At 31.3% G+C, this 19,035-nt stretch carries 11 protein-coding genes; 3 read left to right on the forward strand and 8 right to left on the reverse strand.

Annotated elements, in window-relative coordinates; all coding sequences use genetic code 11:
• Positions 1-364: 364 nt before the first annotated feature.
• The 5 genes from HBE96_RS21380 to HBE96_RS21395 all read right to left on the reverse strand — a co-directional run bounded on the left by HBE96_RS21380 (position 365) and on the right by HBE96_RS21395 (position 13,509).
• Positions 365-3,244: an Ig-like domain-containing protein gene (locus tag HBE96_RS21380; RefSeq protein ID WP_243187023.1), complete on the reverse strand. Its 2,880-nt coding sequence runs from the start codon at positions 3,242-3,244 to the stop codon at positions 365-367.
• The gene (locus HBE96_RS26525; protein ID WP_243187024.1) at positions 3,208-3,948 is read right to left on the reverse strand and encodes a hypothetical protein; all 741 of its coding nucleotides are present in this window, start codon (positions 3,946-3,948) and stop codon (positions 3,208-3,210) included. Before HBE96_RS26525 ends, HBE96_RS21380 begins: the two co-directional genes overlap by 37 nt.
• Positions 3,949-4,048: 100 nt before the next feature.
• Entirely contained in the window at positions 4,049-8,152 is a 4,104-nt protein-coding gene (locus HBE96_RS21385) for a cell wall-binding repeat-containing protein (RefSeq protein ID WP_169299730.1), read from the reverse strand.
• Positions 8,153-8,828: 676 nt separating this feature from the next.
• Positions 8,829-9,881 carry a cell wall-binding repeat-containing protein gene (locus HBE96_RS21390; protein WP_169299731.1) on the reverse strand — a complete coding sequence of 351 codons (1,053 nt, stop codon included), beginning with the start codon at positions 9,879-9,881 and terminating at the stop codon, positions 8,829-8,831.
• A gap of 307 nt (positions 9,882-10,188) precedes the next feature.
• Positions 10,189-13,509, reverse strand: a complete 3,321-nt coding sequence (locus tag HBE96_RS21395) for a cell wall-binding repeat-containing protein (protein ID WP_169299732.1) — start codon at positions 13,507-13,509, stop codon at positions 10,189-10,191.
• A gap of 301 nt (positions 13,510-13,810) precedes the next feature.
• Between HBE96_RS21395 and HBE96_RS21400 the strand changes: the two genes are divergently transcribed.
• Together HBE96_RS21400 and HBE96_RS21405 are read left to right on the forward strand one after the other, a co-directional pair.
• Positions 13,811-14,020 carry a hypothetical protein gene (locus HBE96_RS21400; RefSeq protein WP_169299733.1) on the forward strand — a complete coding sequence of 70 codons (210 nt, stop codon included), beginning with the start codon at positions 13,811-13,813 and terminating at the stop codon, positions 14,018-14,020.
• 40 nt (positions 14,021-14,060) lie between these two features.
• Complete coding sequence (locus tag HBE96_RS21405) at positions 14,061-14,321, forward strand: spore coat protein (RefSeq protein WP_169299734.1); 261 nt, start codon at positions 14,061-14,063, stop codon at positions 14,319-14,321.
• 254 nt (positions 14,322-14,575) lie between these two features.
• On the opposite strand, the gene HBE96_RS21410 is transcribed toward HBE96_RS21405, so the two are convergent.
• Positions 14,576-15,445, reverse strand: coding sequence for a tRNA 2-thiocytidine biosynthesis TtcA family protein (locus tag HBE96_RS21410; RefSeq protein WP_169299735.1), 870 nt, complete (start codon positions 15,443-15,445; stop codon positions 14,576-14,578).
• A gap of 156 nt (positions 15,446-15,601) precedes the next feature.
• Complete coding sequence (locus tag HBE96_RS21415; RefSeq protein WP_169299736.1) at positions 15,602-15,874, reverse strand: hypothetical protein; 273 nt, start codon at positions 15,872-15,874, stop codon at positions 15,602-15,604.
• Positions 15,875-16,199: 325 nt separating this feature from the next.
• On the opposite strand from HBE96_RS21415, the gene HBE96_RS21420 reads away from it, so the two are divergent.
• Positions 16,200-18,041: an APC family permease gene (locus HBE96_RS21420; protein ID WP_169299737.1), complete on the forward strand. Its 1,842-nt coding sequence runs from the start codon at positions 16,200-16,202 to the stop codon at positions 18,039-18,041.
• A gap of 230 nt (positions 18,042-18,271) precedes the next feature.
• Here the strand turns inward: HBE96_RS21420 and ytaF are convergent, their stop codons facing one another.
• Positions 18,272-18,886: a sporulation membrane protein YtaF gene (ytaF, locus tag HBE96_RS21425; protein ID WP_169299738.1), complete on the reverse strand. Its 615-nt coding sequence runs from the start codon at positions 18,884-18,886 to the stop codon at positions 18,272-18,274.
• Positions 18,887-19,035: the final 149 nt, after the last annotated feature.

Consider the following 19,035-nt stretch of genomic DNA (forward strand, 5'->3'; position numbering starts at 1 on the left):
GCAAGAACTGTTGCTATTATTAAGTTTTTAGTCTATACCTTCTTTAGAGAATTTTTATGTAGTGTATTTTATCATTCTTTTGCAGTGAAATCAAAAAAGAACAGAAGAGTACCCCTAAAGATACTCTCATTTTGATTAGATTATTTAGTTTTTCAGCCAGCATATGACCTGACTATTTTATGACATTAAGATATTTTTAAGATATGTTAGTTCAATTTTATCCGTTCATTTATTTAAATTGGAGAAGGAAGGTTTCCCTTCCTCCTCAATTATCATTGTTTTATCCGTTCTATTTTCACAGCTTGTCACTGGAAAATTTTACACCCATGGGGTCTTTGCGAGACCTGAAAGGTTGAGCTTACTACTATTTAAGAACTATTTTGTAAGTAACTCCACTAACTGTTAAGTTTAAAGGAGTAGTTGCTGTTGCTGTTTTTAACTCATCTAAAGTTACATTGGCAAAATCTGCTTCGCCAGCAGCTGTTTTTATTGCAAGTTTATTAGCATCAATATCTGCTTGTGTTAATTTATAATCCTTTAAAACATCTGTAACTGTAGTATCTTTTAATATATCAGATACCTTTGTAGTTCCTTTTCCAGCAGCTACAGTAGCTGTATAAGTACTAGTTTTTGCATCGAAAGTAGTAGTTACATAGTTAGTTGCAAGTTTTGTTGGTAAAGTTACCATAGCAGTATCTGCACCTGTAACTAAAGCTTTTGCAGTATTGTATCTTGCAGTTAATTCAGTTCCTTCAGTTGATAAATCTACATATTTAAGAGTTTTTCCATCTTTATCTGCAGGAGTAGACTTATTAATAGTTTCAGTTGCAGTATCTAAAGCTAATTTTGCTGCAGAAAGATTATCAGCATTCTTTAAATCCTTATTAGCTGCTACTTCAAGCTTATAAAGTTTATCTTCTGTTGGAGTTTCCCAATTAGTATAAACATTATAGGTAGAATCATTATCTTGTTGCCAAGCAAGTTTTTTAGCTCCACCATTTGTTAATGTATCATCAGCTGTTGTGCTTTCTAAGTAATTTGATATTGTTAACACATGTGGTTCATTGTTACCATTTAGGTATCCATCTGGTAATACTATTGTAATAGAATCAGCTAACTTATCTGCATCGTCAATTCCAACTATATTAGCTCTAATTTGAGTTCCTGTTGGAAGAGGCATTGCATCAAGCTGATAGTTTGATGTTTTAAGAGCATTCTTAGCATCTCCAGTCATTGATACTGGTTTATTAAATTTAACATATACATAGTCTGCAGTTGTATCTGTAACTTTACCAGCTGCATTTTGATCTTTATCAGCAAATGTCCAAACTACTGAGAATTTATTTTCTTTAACTTTTTCTCCTGCTGCTACTGTAAAATCTTTAGTTGCTGATGCTGCTGTATTTCCGATATCATCTGATATAGATCTTACAACAACTGTCCAGTCCCCTGCTTCTAAAGTTGTAGGCATTCCATCTGTACCAAGAGGAGTAACTTTTAATTCTTTATCATATACATCTGAGCCTTTTTCTACCTTAGCAGCTATTGTTTTGCTTCCATCTTTAGCTATAAATTGAGCTGTTGGTGTTGGTATTGAATCTTGACCTTGAGCTCTAGTTTCAATAGTAGCATCCTCACTTGGGAATTTAACTGGTTCTGACATTGTTACTTTATAAGTACCATCTAACTTCTTAGTATCTGAATTTACATTGGCTTCTATTTTACTTATAATTGGTGATGTTACATCTGGAGTTTTCATAGCACCTTCAAGTAAAAGAGCTATATCAGCATTTTTAATACCATTAGCTGCTGAAGTTATAGTATCTTTAGCTATAAATAATCTATAACTATCATTATAGTAATTTGAATTAGTGCCTTTTGTATCATAAGCTACTGTCCAGTCTTTTTTACATTCTACCTTATATTGTTTTACTTTTTGGTCATTAGTAATTTCTTTTACTGATATATCTTGCTTATCAGCAGCTTCCCATTTAGCTGTATCTTTATTGTATTTTTGTAGCTTAATAGCAGCTTGTATAGAAGCCTCTGTTTCATTAAGTTCTTTGTCAAATGTAACTATATATTGCTCAGGTGATTGAACTTCAACAGTTGCATTTGGTGCAGTATTATCAACTGGAATATCAAAATCAAGAGTTTCAGTATTCATTACATTATTACCCTTGTCTGTCAAATCTGCCCAGTCACCAATACTTGAACCTTGAATTGAGTGAGCTCCTGATTTAAAGTAAATTTGATTTCCTTTAGCATCTGTTCCAAGTGTAATTGTAACTACATTTCTTGTATCTGTACCATCTGCATTATTGAAATCTCCAACAACTGCAGTTGCTGCTTTAGTTCCATCACCATATACAGCATCGCTTAATTTAACACCATCAATTACCCAGTTAGGTGTACTATTTGCTGTATTAGCATTTACTGGTTCTGAGAAAGTAACTTTTAATGTCTTTAATCCTTCTCTTGCAACACTTAACATAGCTGGTTTTCTAGCATCTGTTAACTTGCAGTCTGCCACACCTGGTACTAGTACTGATCCTGTATTATCGTTGAAATTAACTCTAATATTTGCATTGTCGATTAAATTAGTACCTAAAACTAATTGTAATGCTTTTGAATTTCCTTGAACTGGAAGTACTCCAATTACAGGACAATTTTTAGTAGTAGCACCGTCTACATTAATAACAGGAAGTATATCATTACCATCATTTGCAACATTACTATGAACAACTGCTTTTGCTTTATTTTCATCTAAATCGTATGTTCCTGCTTTTACATATTTAGTATAATCAACATCTTTGTTGAAGTAAGCTATAACTCTGTCAGCTTGTGCAGCTTGAACTTCTGTTAATCTTGCTCCTACATTATCCTTATCGTCTCCAGCCATTGGGTTTGGATCCAATAGTAGATTTCTCTTAGCTTCTAAACCATATAAATTCTTATTTGCAGCTTCTACTACAGTTGCAGTTATAGTTGCTGGTTTTGCTGCAGTTAAAGTTTCAGAAGTGAAAAGTACTGTAGCTACACCATTTTGTACTGTTACTCTATTTTCAGCAAATCTACCTAATGTAGTTGTGAATGTAACTTCTACTTTATCAGCATCTTTCATTATGTTTCCATTAGCATCTTTTAATGTAAATGTAACTAATGTACTTGCTTGTCCGTCAGCTTTTAGTACAGTATCTTTAAAACTTACTTCTGGAGTAAATAATTTTGAAGCATCTGGCATTGTAAATGTTTTGTAACATCTGGTTGAACTTTTCCGCTAACTTTTAAGCCTGTTGCTTTTACAGTATAATCTTTTGTAACTTGTAATCCAGTTACATCTAATTTAACTTCTGTTTTATCATCAGTTAATGTAGCTGAGTTAACTGTGCATCCTGCTATTGAGAAGTTTGTAGCTGCTGCATCATCTACAGCAGCAGATAATTTAACGCTTAATTTAGTATCAGTAATAGCACTTACAGAACTAACAGTTAAATCTGCTGTATCTGATTCTGGTTTTCCATTAACATTTACAACACCATTAACAATTGTTACTGGATTAGCTGCTACTGTTGTAGTTGGAGTACTTGTAGCTTCCATGTATGTTTTGAAATCAAATGGCTTGTCTGTTGTTGCCTGAAATATTGCTTCAGTTATTGAAGCAAAATCTACATAACCTTTCTTTACATCATCAAAATAAGCTTTTGTTGTGTCTTTTCTTGATAAGAAATCTTTGTATAATTTAGCATCTGCAGAAGTGTCATCTGCTGCTGCTGCTACTGCTGAATTTTTTAAATCATCATAATTATATTCGTAAACTTTTTTATCCTTGCCATTCACATCAATTAATGTTGCCTTTGCTGAAGCTGGTGTACTTACAGCTGAAAGTATTAAGCCCGCTATAGCTGCTGTGGATAACACTGAAATTGTTTTCTTATTTTTTCCCATTAATAGTGACCTCCCAATATTTGAAATTTTAAGTTTATATACTCAATTTGTTATAGTTGATGACACTCTCATGCCATCAACTATATTAATATTATTTTTATTACTTTTGTGTAACTACAAAATCTGCTGCTGTAAAGTCTGTCTTAGCTACCTTTGAATTAATTGTTGCACCAAATAATCCAGTTGTAGCATAGTAAGTTGCAGGCTGTCCTTTTACTGTTACAGTATAGTTTTCAGGATTTGTAGTATTTAATTTAAATTTTACTTGTGTTGAAAAATTATCTACTAAATTTGAACATTCTACTGTTGATAAATCAGCTGTTGGTAATGTTGATGTCTTCTTTACAGCTACGAAATCTGTTGCTGTAAAGTCTGCCTTAGTTACTTTTGAACTAATTGTTGCACCAAATAATCCAGTTGTAGCATAGTAAGTTGCAGGCTGTCCTTTTACTGTTACAGTATAGTTTTGAGGATCTGTAACATTTAATTTAAACTTTACTTGTGTTGAAAAGTTGTCTACTAAATTTGAGCATTCTATTGTTGACATATCAACTTTTCCATCTTCTACTGGAGTAGGAGTAGGAGTTACACTTGATGCTGAAAGAAGCTTAGCAAGATCTATATTAGCAGCTACATAAGCATCTTGAGTGTTCTTATCATCTTTTGATGGAGTGTATGCTGCATAATTTCCGTTTCCATCTCTTTGTGCTGATATATTAACGCTAGTATTAGATAATCCTACGTCAACACGTGTACCCTTAGTAAATACATTCATATCACTTGTGCTAACATCTTCATTAGCTTTGAATAAGAATACTAAGTTGTTATCTTTAGGTACTACACTATATGGTTTAAGTGTCTTTCCACCAACAGCAAATGAGAAGTCGCTTGGTTTAACTCCACTCTGATATAAGCTAGTATCAAATGAAAGAACTACTGCTGCTTGTTTAACTCCATCTACTGTTTGAGCTTCAGTAGCATACCAGTAATCTGATGTAGTCTTTGGTGCTAATCCATTATCATATACAGTTGCAATGCTTTCTTTAGCAATCTTGTTTCCTGCAATATCTCTTGTAACTGGATTATCAGTTGTAACTTCAAATTTTGCAGAACCTGGTGCATAGTATTTTAACACATCAACTTTCTTAACTTCTTTGTTAGCTACAGTTGGGTTAACTGCATATCCTGGTAACTGTGCAAAAGAAGTTACACTTGTTGCATTTGCACTGCTTGAGAATGTTAATACTAAGTCAGATTTATCCATTGATATACTAGTAGGATTTTCTCCAGCAACCTTAAAGTCACTAGTAGATGTATTGTTTGTATCTATTGTTCCGTCATATTGAACCTTAACTTTTATATCGTCTCCGTCATATACCATTCTATAGCAGCTATCTTTTAATTTTATAGTTTGAGATGCTGTCTCAACATCACCTCTGCCACCAAATGTATCTATTTTATTACCTGCTTCGTCTTTAACATTTTCTGCAGTTATTGCCATTACACAATTATCATCATCCTTAGTTGTTTCACCAACTACATAGTTTGATGGGAATTTGATTGTTACAGACTTATGATCATCACTCTTTTCTATATCTACAGATGATGGTAAATCTTTTGAATCTCCAGTCTTGTTTTTATATTTAAAGTTATCTTTTACTAATGTAGAAGTATCCATTGCTTCACTGAAGTATACAACTACTTTTCTTGAGTAATCTGAATCTTTGTCAGTTGCTGATTTCTTGTATACATGTGTTATCTTTGGTGATACATCATCAATACCCTTTAACTCAGTGCTGAAATCATTTATTTGATTTTTGTTAGTTGTTGTATCAGCTAAGCTCTTGATTGTTATATTGTATTTACCACTAGTTAATCTCCAGTCAGTTGTTTTGTCTGTATTGCTAGAATCCTTATCATTTGGATTCTTGTACATCACTATATCCCATGAATTACTGTTATCCCAATGTCCGTTATCTTTTACACCAGTTGAAGGTTTAACTTCTTTAATATGTGAAGAAATATCTATTCCATCTGCATCCTTTAATGTATAGTTCTTTATTTGTGTTGCATAAGTATAATCAATATCTTTGCTGAATCTTACACGAATATTTTCGCTGTCTTTAATCTTAGCACTTAGAACTGTAGGCTTAGTTTCGTCCTTTTCTTTTGTGAAGCTTAATGTTACATCATCATCTACTGAGTTGCCATACGCATCTCTTACATTTTTATCTACATATATAGTATTGGCACCTGTATTAATTTGTCCACTTACTCCAGTAATTTTTACAGCAGTATCATTTTGTTTTAATTTTACTGTAGCTCCTAAGTCCTTTAAAGTCTTACCAGATTTATTTAATTCATAGTTTACTGGATTTAAAGCAGTCTTTTTGTCCATTGTTCTTCCGAATTTAACCCAAACTGCTCCATCTGGATCAGAAGTTGCAGTGATATCTTTAGCTGTTAATTTTCCATCTTTTGCATCAACATTAAAGTCCTTTGTAGCTTCTAAAACTCCAAATCCACCTGCAGCGCAAAGAACTCCATTTGTTTCTCCCTCTAATACTTTTAATGTGTTGCTTCCTGTTGGAAGGTTAGTATTAAAGTAGAATTCTGCTTTACGTGACCAATTGTGAGTAACTCCAGAACCATCAGTCCAAGTTATTCCATCTTTGATTTCACTTAAAGGTTTATCTGTATTTGGTACATTTGCAGTCTCTAATCCATAGCTTGTTATATTTTGATCTTTTATTCTAAACTTACTTGCTAAAGTTGAAATATCTTTCATATCAACTGGAGCTGTAAACTCAACAGTTAATTTGTTTCTACCTTGAGCTGTTACAGATTTTAATACTGGTGCCTCAGTTGCCTTGAAAGTTACTGTCTTATCTACAGCTTTTACATTATCTGTTCCATCAGCTGTTATTACACCATCTTTAACTGAAACTTCATATTGTTTGCTTTGTTGTTTAGGTTCAGCTAATGTAATTAAAAGTGTTCTATTATCATCTTGAAGACTAGCTACTGCTGTCTTTTCATCTAATTTAGTTCCATCAACTTTATAGTTTGTAACATCTTCTGCTGAATCTGAATCGACATCACAACCGAATACAACTTTGATTTCATTTAATCCTACTGCTTCTACTGATTGAACTTCATTATTTACTGGTGAAGGTGTGTTATCGCCAAGAGCTTTGTTTATTTGATCTTCAACATTGCCTGAAACAACACCTGTTCCACCTATAACAGTCATATCAGTACTTTTGCTACCATTATCTTTAATGTATTTTAGAGCATTAGTTGTTGCAGTTGATCCTTCAGTGTCAACTAATATTAATGGTGCGCCTGTCTTTCCAGCTACTGCTGAAGCAACTAGAGCATCTGCATATCCATCTCCTGTTGCGTTAGCAGCAAACATTTTTTCCTTTTTAACTGTATCTTTGAATGCAGCTAAAACTCTCATATTAGTATCAAATCTATCTGATCCACCATTTACTCTGTTAGTAGCATTAACTTTGTTGTAAATTGAACTATTTATAACATTTTCAGTTCCAACTACTGTAACTTTTGATTTGTTCTTGTTAACAAAATCTATAACTGGTTTCATGTAGTCAGCATTGTTCATTCCTAATAAAAGAATTTGTCCTTTTGCTGCTGCAATTGGAGCTACTGATAAAGCATCTGAGAAGCCTTCTCCACCAACCATTATAACTTCGTCAGCTTTTACGCCTAAATCAACTAGTTTTTCAGCAACTTTTGCATTAGTTTCATATCTGTTTGCTCCACCTAGTTCTGTAACAGTATAGTCTTTCTTTAATTCATCTCTTACTGATTGTGAAACTGCTGCAGTTCCACCTACTACATATACATTTTTAGCTTTTAATGTAGTTAATGCATTTTTAGTATCTGTGCTTAATGATTTTGTTGTTGTTAAAAGTATTGGTGCATCTAACTTTTTAGCTAATGCTGAAGCACTTACTGCATCTGCATAAGCATCACTGCCTTCAGCGCATACTAATACTACGTTATCACTAGTTGTCCAGTTTGATGTAGCAACCTTAGCTGCTGTTGCATATCTGTCAACTTCACCATATCTTGTTACCTTTCCTGCTGCTGCTTGAACTGGACCAGCACTTAAAGCTGTAGTCAAGACTAAAGACATAAGTGTAGCACTTGCAAGTGCCTTTGTACTTTTTTTACTCATATTGTAATACCCTCCTCGATTTTAAGTGAATTTTAATTAAAATTCTTTTAATATATATATATATTTTTAAATATATACTTATTTAAGGCTTCACAATTTCTAACTTAATATTAGAAATTACGATAGCATTTTAAAACAGAAACTATTATACCATATTAATCCTTCATGTTCCAGTATTTTTAACTAATTTAATCATTTATTCACTTTACAGGTTACATCAGTTATGCTTTCCAAAACTCACTCTTTATTATATCATAGATTTTGTTAATTTTCTATATTTTATATGTACTCTAACTTTTATCCAATTACCTCAATGAATCTATGTTATAGTAAAATTAACTATGGCCTAATTATACAATAATTTTTTAAATTTTTCTACAGTTTTAACCTTGGCAAATAAATGTATTTTTATTGTAATTATTTAGTTTTTTTACACCTTGCTGTTACAATTTTAAATATCACAAAATAATAAACACATAGAACATAATATTAGACGTAATTACATTAAAAAATGTTTCAAAATTTTTTAATTATATAAATTTAATTATTTAATGATCCATTTTCTACTAATGTATTAATTAATATGCTTTAATTATTCTACATCAAATTCTAAATTCCTGCTTTATATGTAAAAAACTGCAAAGCAATTTTTTACATAAATTAAGCAAGTTCCTACTTATTCAATTCCTATAACTTTAAGAGAATCTCCAGTTGATAAACTTGTTTGAATATACTCAGAAACTGAAGCTGTTCCTCCAATTATTATAAGTTTTGAGTTTTCACCTGCATTTAAGTTTATATAATCTTCAGCTGCTTGTGCCTGAGCTATACTTGCGCCAACACCAGTAAGTACCAATGGTGATCCGGTTTTTGCTGCTGCTGCTGAAGCAACTAAGGCATCTGCAAATTGATCTTTAGTTTCACCACCTGCTGCTATATAAACTGTACCAAAGTCTAACCCACCATTATTTTTGAAATAATTTAAAACTTCTAAGTTTGTAGCAAATCTATCTGCTGCGTTTTGAGTTATCTTCTTACCTGATACTGTATCTACTACTGATTGAGGTAATACTCCTTGTCCACCTACAGCTAGTATATTTAGTCCATTGGAAGTTATTACTTCTTTGACTGTAGGATCTATCATTTTTGAAGTTCCAAATAATACGGGATACCCTTTTTGTGCTGCTATGGAAGCTACCGATAATGCATCTGCATAACCATCCTGCCCATTAACAAGAATTGCTGACTTTTGTCCACTTAAACTTAAAACTTTTTTAGCAACTTCTGCATTGGTTCCCATTCTTGTTGTATCTTTAACTCCAGCTATACGTTCTACTGAATATTTGCTTTTTAATGCATTTTCTATTGAAGGTGATACTACACCTTTTCCTCCTACTATATACACTGTTTTTGCTCCAAGATTTTGTATGGTAGAAGCTACTTCTGATTCTAAAGTATCCCCTGCTGTTAAAAGAATTGGAGCCCCTAAAAGTTTTGCAAGAGGTGTAGCGCTTACCGCATCTGGATAACCATATCCATTTACTAGTATTACATTAGAAGACTTACCAAATAAATCTCCAGCAACTTTATTTGCTGTACTGATTCTTCCGCCTGCACCGCCATCAGTTCTGCTTACTGTAGCAGCTCGTACACTACTTGCTGAACTTAAAGCTACTGATAGAACTAATGCTGTAAGCATAGAACTTAAAAACTTTTTTCCTTTAATCATTAATTCATTCCTCCTATTGTTAATGATAATCGTAAAATTTATACCTAACTTTAATTATATAATAATATACATAAATTTTACAGGTATTTTGTCAATTTTTATAAATAAAGTTCAAATAAGGTTCAGATTAAATTTCCACTATAGTACTCTTATAGATATATATGCAATACTAGTTATATTTTAGTTAAGTATCTCTGCTTAAAATAAAAAAACTTACAGTAAAATAAATATTACTACTATTTTACTGTAAGTTTTTTCAGTTTACTTTTTTACTTTGTTAATAATAAAATTTAATATAAATATTTTTCTATTTTGCAATTAACGTCCTAGGTTTTAAATCATCACTACATGGACTAAATACTGCATAATCTCCATCATCAGTTTTTTCACCTCTTATAGTAATACTTGAAGTTATAGGATTTGCTCTAACTGTAACCTTATCTCCAGATCTTATTGTATCTCTATTAAAATCATAGATAACATTATGTCCATCAACTGATAATGAAAGAGGTGTAAGTGTTTGTCCTGTTGTCTCATTTGTAAATATAAAGTCATCATAATAAGAACTTCTAATATCATCATCAATATTTTGATTAAATGCTATTGTTATAGAAGGATTCTTTATTGTGTTACGATTAGTTTCTGCGAACCATGAATCAGGACGAGTTATTGGTGGAATTAATACTTTATCTGAACCTGATTGCAATTTACGTCCAGCTGCGTCAACAGAATAATCCCCATAAACATAAAGTGTAGTATCCGCTCCAGCATTTTTTATAGAGTTAATTTTATCATTATTCTTGATTCCAGATCTAAATGTAAGCGTTACATCTTTTCCTGACATAGAGCACCTATCTGGAGTTTGACCATCTACTCTAAAATCTTTAGCGTTAATTATATCTAAAGTATCTGTTAATGAAAATCTAACTACTATATCATCATTTTCAAAAGTTAATTTTGCTGTATTATCTATAAGTTTTGGACCATTGGTATAATCTTTCTGTATTTCTCCACTATAAGTAGATGTTAATGAATTACCATTCTTATCTTTAACATTTGAAACAGATATTTTCTTTACATAATTTGTATATTGCGAATCACCTATTACATAACTTGATGGAAATTCAATAGTTACACTCTTGTTATCTGCGCTTGCAGTGATAACAGTACTGGATGGTAAATCTCTCCCCTCACCTGTGCCATCCATGAAACGGTAGTTTGAAGAATTAGTAATTGAATTTTCATCCATAACTTTATTAAAAAATACAACTACTTGATTTTGGCTACTTACATTTTTTATTACCGAATCAACAGCTACACCGTCAGTATCTACACCATCAACTTTTGTAGTATATGGTTCCATTACATTTGGTACTGATGCAGTATCCATAATATTTTTTACTGTTAATGTATATTCAGAATCCTTTAATCGCTCAGAATCTTCAAATTTAATGTTGTAAGTTCTATTGCTATTTCCATCTGCATCCTCTACTGATGTTATATAATCAATTTTATAAGTTACATCCATACCACTTGAATCAACTATTTTATAGTTAGATTTATTGGTTGCATTACCATTACTAACATCTTTATTGAATTTAACTCTAAGGGTTTTATTATCCAATAAAGCCGCATTTATAACCTTTGGCTTCGAAGTATCATTATTAATATTAAAGTTCTTCACCTGTTCATTCATTAAATTTCCATAAGTATCTTGAACATCGTCATTTACAGTAAGAGTATTTTGTCCATTTTTAAACAAATAACTTAATCCTTTTATTTTAACAACCTTATCCTCTGTATTAGGCTCAAAGCATATATTTGATGAACTAACTCCAACAGTACTTCCATTTATCTTATAGTTACTATATTCAAGCGCTGTTTTCTGATCCATAGTTCTGTCATAAGTTATATAAATAACACCTGAATCATCAGCAGATACATCTGTAACTTTAGGAGTACCTGCTGATGTATCAACATCAAAAGTTAAACTTGATCCTTCTAAAGGAAAATTACCAGCGCCATATAATTTTTTATCAGAATCACCGTTTGGAACAACAAATGTATTACTCCCAATTGGAAGAGGAGAATCAAAATAAAGTTCTACATTATCACACCAATGATCAGCTTCACCAATAAATTTAGTCTCAGATGTATTTAATCCAAAATTCAACAAGCTCTGTCTATTAATTTTCATAGAAGATAAGTCACTTGAAGTTATTTTTATAGGTTGTGAAAACTTAACTATTAATTTGTTTCCTCCACGTGCCTTTACTGATTGTAATATAGGTAGACCTTTGACTGAAAAAGTAATATCCTTTTCATATTTGTCTATAGTTTTATTTGTCGTTCTGTCTAATATGGCATTCTTTACTGTAAAAGCTACAGTTTTAGATGGATTAAATGGGTGTTCAAATGTAATTGCTACTGTTCTTTTATCATCTTCAAGATAAATTTCACAATCAGTTTCTGATACTCTTCCTAAATCTTCACCATCAATCTGATAATTTCTTATAGCCTTTGCTGTATTCTCATCAACTTCCGTATTAAATACAACTCTTACTTGATTTAATCCATTAGTAGTTACTGATTTTACAGTGGGACTACTACTTAAAGGAATTGATGAATTTATTTTTGAAATAACATTATCAGAAATAACTCCTGTTTCAGCTATAGCATTTACATCCGTTGAGCTGGTTGCTTTATTTTTAATGTAATCAGCTGCTTTGTTTGTAGCTGTAGAATTATCTTGATCTACTAATACTAATGGAGAAGACCATTTTCCTGCCAAAGATGAAGCTATCAAGGCATCTGCATATCTGTCTCCACTTGCGTTAGCAATATATAGCTTACTAGTTTTCAAATCATCTTTAAATTCATTCAATACTTTTAGATTAGTTTCAAATCTGTCAGTGCCACCATCTACTCTTTTAGTAGCTCCTACAGTTTTATATGTGCTATCTGATATAGAATTCTTTGTTCCAACAACAGTAACATTTGAGTTATTTGTTTTTACAAAATCAAGTACAGGTTTTAATGTTTTATTATCATTAATTCCTAGTAAAAGTATTTGACCCTTAGCTGCTGCTACGGGAGTAACGGATAACACGTCAGAAAATCCTTCTCCACCAACCAGCATAACATTACCTGGATTTACTCCAAGTTTAACTAACTGATTTGCCACAGCTACGTTAGTTTCATATCTATCTTTTCCGCCTAACTCTATTAAATTATAATTAGAATTTTTTAATCCATCCCTTACGCTTTGTGCTACTGAGGCCGTTCCACCTATAACATATACATTTTGTGGTTTTAATGTATCCATTGCAGTTTTTGCATAGGAATTAAGCGTTTCTGTTGTAGTTAAAAGTATAGGTGCATCTAATTGTTTTGCAAGTGCTGATCCACTTACTGCATCTGCATACCCTTCACCACATACTAATACAACATTCTTAGAACTAGTCCAATTTGTAGTAGCCACTTTAGCTGCAGTTTCGTATATAGTTGTTCCTCCGACTGCTGTGACTTGTCCCTCTGCAGCTCTAACTGGTGATGTCGATAAAGCTGCCGCTAAAACCAAGGACATAACCGCTGCACTTTTTAAGGCTTTTGTAGAATTTACCTCCATTTTGTTATCCCTCCTGATATTCCTTAATAATCTATCATAACAACATTATACTATAAATATTGAATTATAGACACTCATAAAGTTAATGTTTTATATAACCTTGCCTTTCTAATAATAAAAAGCCCCCATTACAGAGCCTTTTTCCTCATGTATCATTAAATTGGAAATTGAATAATGTTTCAGGACGTAATTCCATTTAATATATTTAATTATATAATATTCCACATATATTTTAAAATCATAAGCTAATAATAAATTCGTAAATGATTTAAACTTTTAATATTTTAGGAGGTAGCACTTTATGAATACTGGTGTAAATAAACAAATTGAAGCTAATAACTTAAAAGTTATTAAAGATCAGCTTGCATATGAATCTTTAATGAATAAAAAATTTAACGAATACTCTGGACAGTGTACTGATCAGTCATTAAAAAATTTATGTAATGAATCCAGTCAGGTTCACAAAAGAAATTTTGATAATCTAAAGTCTTATTTAGACTCACATCAATAATAAGTTTTAAATTAATTATAAAAACAGGAGGAATTATTTTATGAATGATAAAGAATTAGCTCAAGATCTTCTTGCTACTGAAAAGCAGGTTATATCAGCTTATAGCACTGGAATAACTGAAACTTCTTGCATGAATTTAAGAAATACTTTAGTTGATAATTTTAAGAACGTTCAGGAAGTTCAATTTAAAGTTTTTGATACTATGAGACAAAAAGGATGGTATGCTACAAAGGACGCTCCTGACGCTGAAGTTCAACAGGTTAAAAATGAATCTAATCAGATGTCTAGCACGCTAAGATAAGTGTTGGTTAAGGGATAATACCTATTGACAACTTAATATTTACAATACAAGCATAATAGGAATCATTTATAGAGGACAGAGGACAATTGACAGATGACAGTGATTGTTGCTTTTCTTCCGTTACACTACAGAAAACCTTTAATTATTTTCATAACTAAGCGACTTTATCACAATCCGTTATGATATGTCAGTTGTCAATCCTCTATGATTTTTAAATTTTTCTGATGCGTTAGCATTAATGTATTTAGTAGAATTTACTCTTCTTCATTATAAAATTCTAAGTAGGAGTGGTCTTCTCCATTTTTTTGCCAGCCTAAAATAGAATCCATATTTACATTTTGTGCTGATTTAAAAATTGATTTATCTACTTGAGGAAAGTTTTTCTTTAGTTCCTTAATCAAATCTTTAATTTCATATCTCTTATTTCCTATTTTTCCTGCCGAAACCATACAAGCACAGTTTAAAGGCCAAATACCACTATTTTGTATAAAACGCTGAATATTATCTTCTTCTATATAGTAAAGAGGCCTTATTAATTCTATTCCTTCAAAATTTGTTGATTTAAGTTTTGGAAGCATAGTTTTAAAATTTCCTGAATACAGTACATTAAGTAATGTAGTTTCTATAACATCATTAAAATGATGTCCTAGCGCAAGTTTGTTGCAGCCTAATTCTTTAGCCTTTGTGTATAATGCACCTCTGCGCATTCTTGCACACATATAACAAGGATATTTTTGCGCTATTTTATCTGCTACTTCAAAAATTCCTGATTCAAAAATGTGAATTGGTATATTTAAATATTTACAGTTGTCCACCAAAAGCTTTTTTATATCCTGGTGATAACCAGGATCCATAGCAATAAATTCCAGTTCAAAGTTCATTTGTCTGTGCCGGTGCAGCTCTTGAAACAACTTTGCCATTAACATACTGTCCTTACCACCAGAAATAGCTACTGCAATTTTATCTCCTTCTTCTACTAGCTTATAGTCCTTTACTGCCTTTACAAATTTTGACCATATCTTCTTTTTATATGTTTTAGTTATACTTCTCTCTATTTCTTCTAATGGTTTCCTTTCATTAAAAGGAACCAATATATCACAACCGCTTCCTGCTATATCGCTCATTGTTTACACCTCTCTTTTTTTCCAAAACATTATAACATTTTTTTCAGCCTTTTGTCTTTTTAAATCTATAATAAATACTATCATAAACATACGCTAAACTAAATAAACATATTAAACTACAATAAACATATTCATTTAATATATAAATGACCATATTTATTTATCTTCATCATCTAATTCAACTATCATAAACCTATCAAAATCTATTTCTTCTATAAAGTTATCTTGATTAAAACTAGTTTTGCTTCTTTTATTGTATTCTTCCAAATTTGAAGGCAGCCAATAAGGCTTTGAAATATCAAATTTATTACATAATTCTGTAATGCACCTTTTTAAATTTTCCTGATAACTCTCCTCACTATCAGATGTTACTACGTCATCTATTACAATCTTATTATTTTTTATTATCTTTCCCCATATTTTAAGCATTGCACTTCCTCCATTTTTAATTGCTATATCTTATTTTACACATTTAAAGTAAATTGTAAACTACAAAAGTAAATTGCAAATCAATTTACTAGTAAACAAAATTTTTTATCATATTATAATCAAAATTCGCAAATCAAATTTAAATAAGAAATTGCCCTGGCTCTACCTTAATTAAACATACAAAAATGAAAATTTATCCAGTAAAATTTCGAAAATCAAGGTAAATGTAGCCTTAAAATGCCTTAATTAGGGTTACACATAAATTTGTAATTGATGTATAATCATTTCATTATTATATGAAATATTTTGGGAGGCGTGGCAAACCATGGTATCTAAATTAGTAAACTTTTTACTTGGTCACAATTTAGAAAATGATGCTTTAAAAGATGAAAAGTATAATGTTTTTTGGGGACTTCCCATATTATCCAGCGATGCAATATCTTCTGTGGCTTATGCAGGAGAAGAAATTCTTTGGATATTAGTTGGGGTTATAGGAGTAGCCTCCTATAAATATATGTTTTATGCCGCCTTATGCATAGTGTTCTTAATGTTTTTACTGGTTTTCTCTTATAGACAAACCATAGACACATATCCTAACGGGGGAGGTTCTTATATTGTAGCAAAGGATAATCTTGGAACCATTCCAGGCCTTATTGCTGGTTCAGCTCTTTCCATAGATTATACTTTGACTGTAGCAGTAAGTACCTGTGCTGGAACTGCAGCCATAACCTCAGCATTACCTTTCCTTTTAAAATACAAAGTTTCAATAACTGTAATTCTAATTATCCTGATGACAATTGGTAATTTAAGAGGGGTGCGTGAATCTTCAAGATTATTTGGAATTCCCACATATTTATTTATCCTTTCTATAGGATTTATGATAGTTACAGGAATAGTAAAGGTTCACTTTTTAGGCTTTACACCTCATCCTTTATATTCAGTTCCTGAAGCAACTGGAAGTATATCAATAATTTTATTTTTGAAGGCTTTTTCATCCGGCTGTACCGCACTGACAGGTATTGAAGCTGTTAGTAATGGAATACCTAGTTTTAAAGAACCTTCTCAAAAAAACGCTAAAATAGTGTTAATACTTTTAGGAACTGTTGTATTATTTATATTTGGGGGACTTTCTTATTTAACCACGCTTTATCATGCTGTGCCTAATTCTGCAAATACACTTATATCACAAATTGCTATTCAGATTTTTGGTCACAACATTGTATATTATATTATTCAATGTACTACAGCAATAATATTAATTATGGCTGCAAATACTGCTTTTGCAGGCTTTCCACTTTTACTAGCATTAATAGCAAAGGATGGTTTTGCACCAAGACAATTTGCAAAACGAGGGCACAGATTAAGTTTTTCTAATGGAATAATATTTTTATGCATAATGTCCTGTACTCTTGTTATAGTTTTCCATGGTGAAACCCATTTACTGATTCCTCTATATGCTGTGGGAGTTTTTATTTCCTTTACGCTCTCACAAACAGGAATGTTTTGCAGATGGATAAAACAAAAATCTCCTTACTGGAGACACAAAGCTTTTGTTAATGGTTTGGGTGCCTTAGTAACTTTTATAACTGTGTTAATAATAGGAATTACTAAATTTTATCATGGAGCCTGGATCATATTTGTTTTAATTCCTTCCATTGTATTTATCAAAACAAGAGTAAAGAAACATTACAATACTGTAGCTGCTCAACTTAAATTGAATGTTGATCAAAGACCAAAGGTGATTAATTTTGAGGAGCAGAAAAGATATGCTATAGTTCCTATTGATACATTAAATAAATCTTTTCTTAAAGCCTTAAATTACGCAAGAACTATTTCTAATAATATTATAGTTTTTCATATATCTGTAGATAAGGATGCAACAGAAAAGCTTAAAAAGAAATGGGATGAATATAATATAGGTATACCTCTTGTTATTAAGGAATCTCCTTATAGAGCCCTTATACACCCGCTTGTTAAGTTCATTAAATCAGAAGAATATGCCGCTGGACCTAATGATACTGTTACTGTGGTTATACCTCAGTTTGTAGTTTCAAAATGGTGGGGAAATATACTTCATAATCAAACTTCACTTTTTATAAAGGGAATGCTTATAAAAGAAAGAAACATAGCTATAGTCACTGTACCTTATATAATTGAAGAAGAATAGGGAAGATAGAGGACAATTGACATAGGACAGAGGACAATGAAGGTGAGTTTTCTTCCTTACGTCGGAAAACTAATTTATTTTAAAGCTTGTTTTACTAAAGCAAAACAAGCTTTAAATTTATATAAATCAGTAATGTTTTGCTTTAGCAAAACGAGCGTTCAAAAATTTAATTAAAGATTTTTCATAGGGCACCGGAAAAAAATCATCCTTCACTGTCCTCTGTCCTCTACTTATAGTATTTGTTTTATCCCTATCAAGATTAATATAACTCCTGATATTATGTTGGCTTTTTTAGTCAAATTCCATCTATTAAAAAATTCAGTAATATAATTTCCTGCCCATAGGGCTAAAAAACTTATTACAGCAGAAAAGAAACCTATAAAAAATGAATTTAATCCAATCATACCTGCACTTAAACTTCCACCTACATTATTAATAGATAACGCAATACCAAGAAATGTAGCTTCTTTATAGTCTATATCTTTAGAATTATCCACATCCGCATTTTCAGGCTCTTTTAAAATATTATATATATTACTGTTTTGAATATAACTTTCTTCGTCATCAATCTTATTATCTTTTTTTAAATAGGGTTCTAATATAATCCATAACCCGATAATTACAAGCATCGTCATGCTCAATATAGAAGATACTTTATTACTAAAAGCTTGTGATACAGCAGTTCCTGAAAAAGCAGCAAGAGAAGATATAAAAAAAGTAATCACAGAAATCCATAAATTTTTTGAAGTTGTTATTTTTATTCCACGAATACTATATGCAATTCTTACACTTATATTGTCTAAATTGTTTACTAGTGCAATAAAAACTGTATATAATAAATGCACAGCAATGCACCTCCTATAAGTTAGTACATTGCTATAATATGAAAACTTTATAGAATATGTGAAAAAATATACATTTTATTTTTATCCACTGATTTTTAGCAGAATATTTCATAAAGGTTATAAATATAGTAAAATTAGAATTAGGAGGT

This window comes from Clostridium muellerianum (assembly GCF_012926525.1).
In the GTDB taxonomy this organism is placed as follows: domain Bacteria; phylum Bacillota; class Clostridia; order Clostridiales; family Clostridiaceae; genus Clostridium_AM; species Clostridium_AM muellerianum.

What these genes read in the sequence shown, in the direction of transcription:
- HBE96_RS21380 (WP_243187023.1), bottom strand. Translation starts at nt 3,244, where the DNA reads ATGCCAGATGCTTCAAAATTATTTACTCCAGAAGTAAGTTTTAAAGAT.
- HBE96_RS21405 (WP_169299734.1), top strand. Translation starts at nt 14,061, where the DNA reads ATGAATGATAAAGAATTAGCTCAAGATCTTCTTGCTACTGAAAAGCAG.
- HBE96_RS21400 (WP_169299733.1), top strand. Translation starts at nt 13,811, where the DNA reads ATGAATACTGGTGTAAATAAACAAATTGAAGCTAATAACTTAAAAGTT.
- HBE96_RS21415 (WP_169299736.1), bottom strand. Translation starts at nt 15,874, where the DNA reads ATGCTTAAAATATGGGGAAAGATAATAAAAAATAATAAGATTGTAATA.
- HBE96_RS21385 (WP_169299730.1), bottom strand. Translation starts at nt 8,152, where the DNA reads ATGAGTAAAAAAAGTACAAAGGCACTTGCAAGTGCTACACTTATGTCT.
- HBE96_RS21395 (WP_169299732.1), bottom strand. Translation starts at nt 13,509, where the DNA reads ATGGAGGTAAATTCTACAAAAGCCTTAAAAAGTGCAGCGGTTATGTCC.
- HBE96_RS21420 (WP_169299737.1), top strand. Translation starts at nt 16,200, where the DNA reads ATGGTATCTAAATTAGTAAACTTTTTACTTGGTCACAATTTAGAAAAT.
- HBE96_RS26525 (WP_243187024.1), bottom strand. Translation starts at nt 3,948, where the DNA reads ATGGGAAAAAATAAGAAAACAATTTCAGTGTTATCCACAGCAGCTATA.
- HBE96_RS21410 (WP_169299735.1), bottom strand. Translation starts at nt 15,445, where the DNA reads ATGAGCGATATAGCAGGAAGCGGTTGTGATATATTGGTTCCTTTTAAT.
- HBE96_RS21390 (WP_169299731.1), bottom strand. Translation starts at nt 9,881, where the DNA reads ATGATTAAAGGAAAAAAGTTTTTAAGTTCTATGCTTACAGCATTAGTT.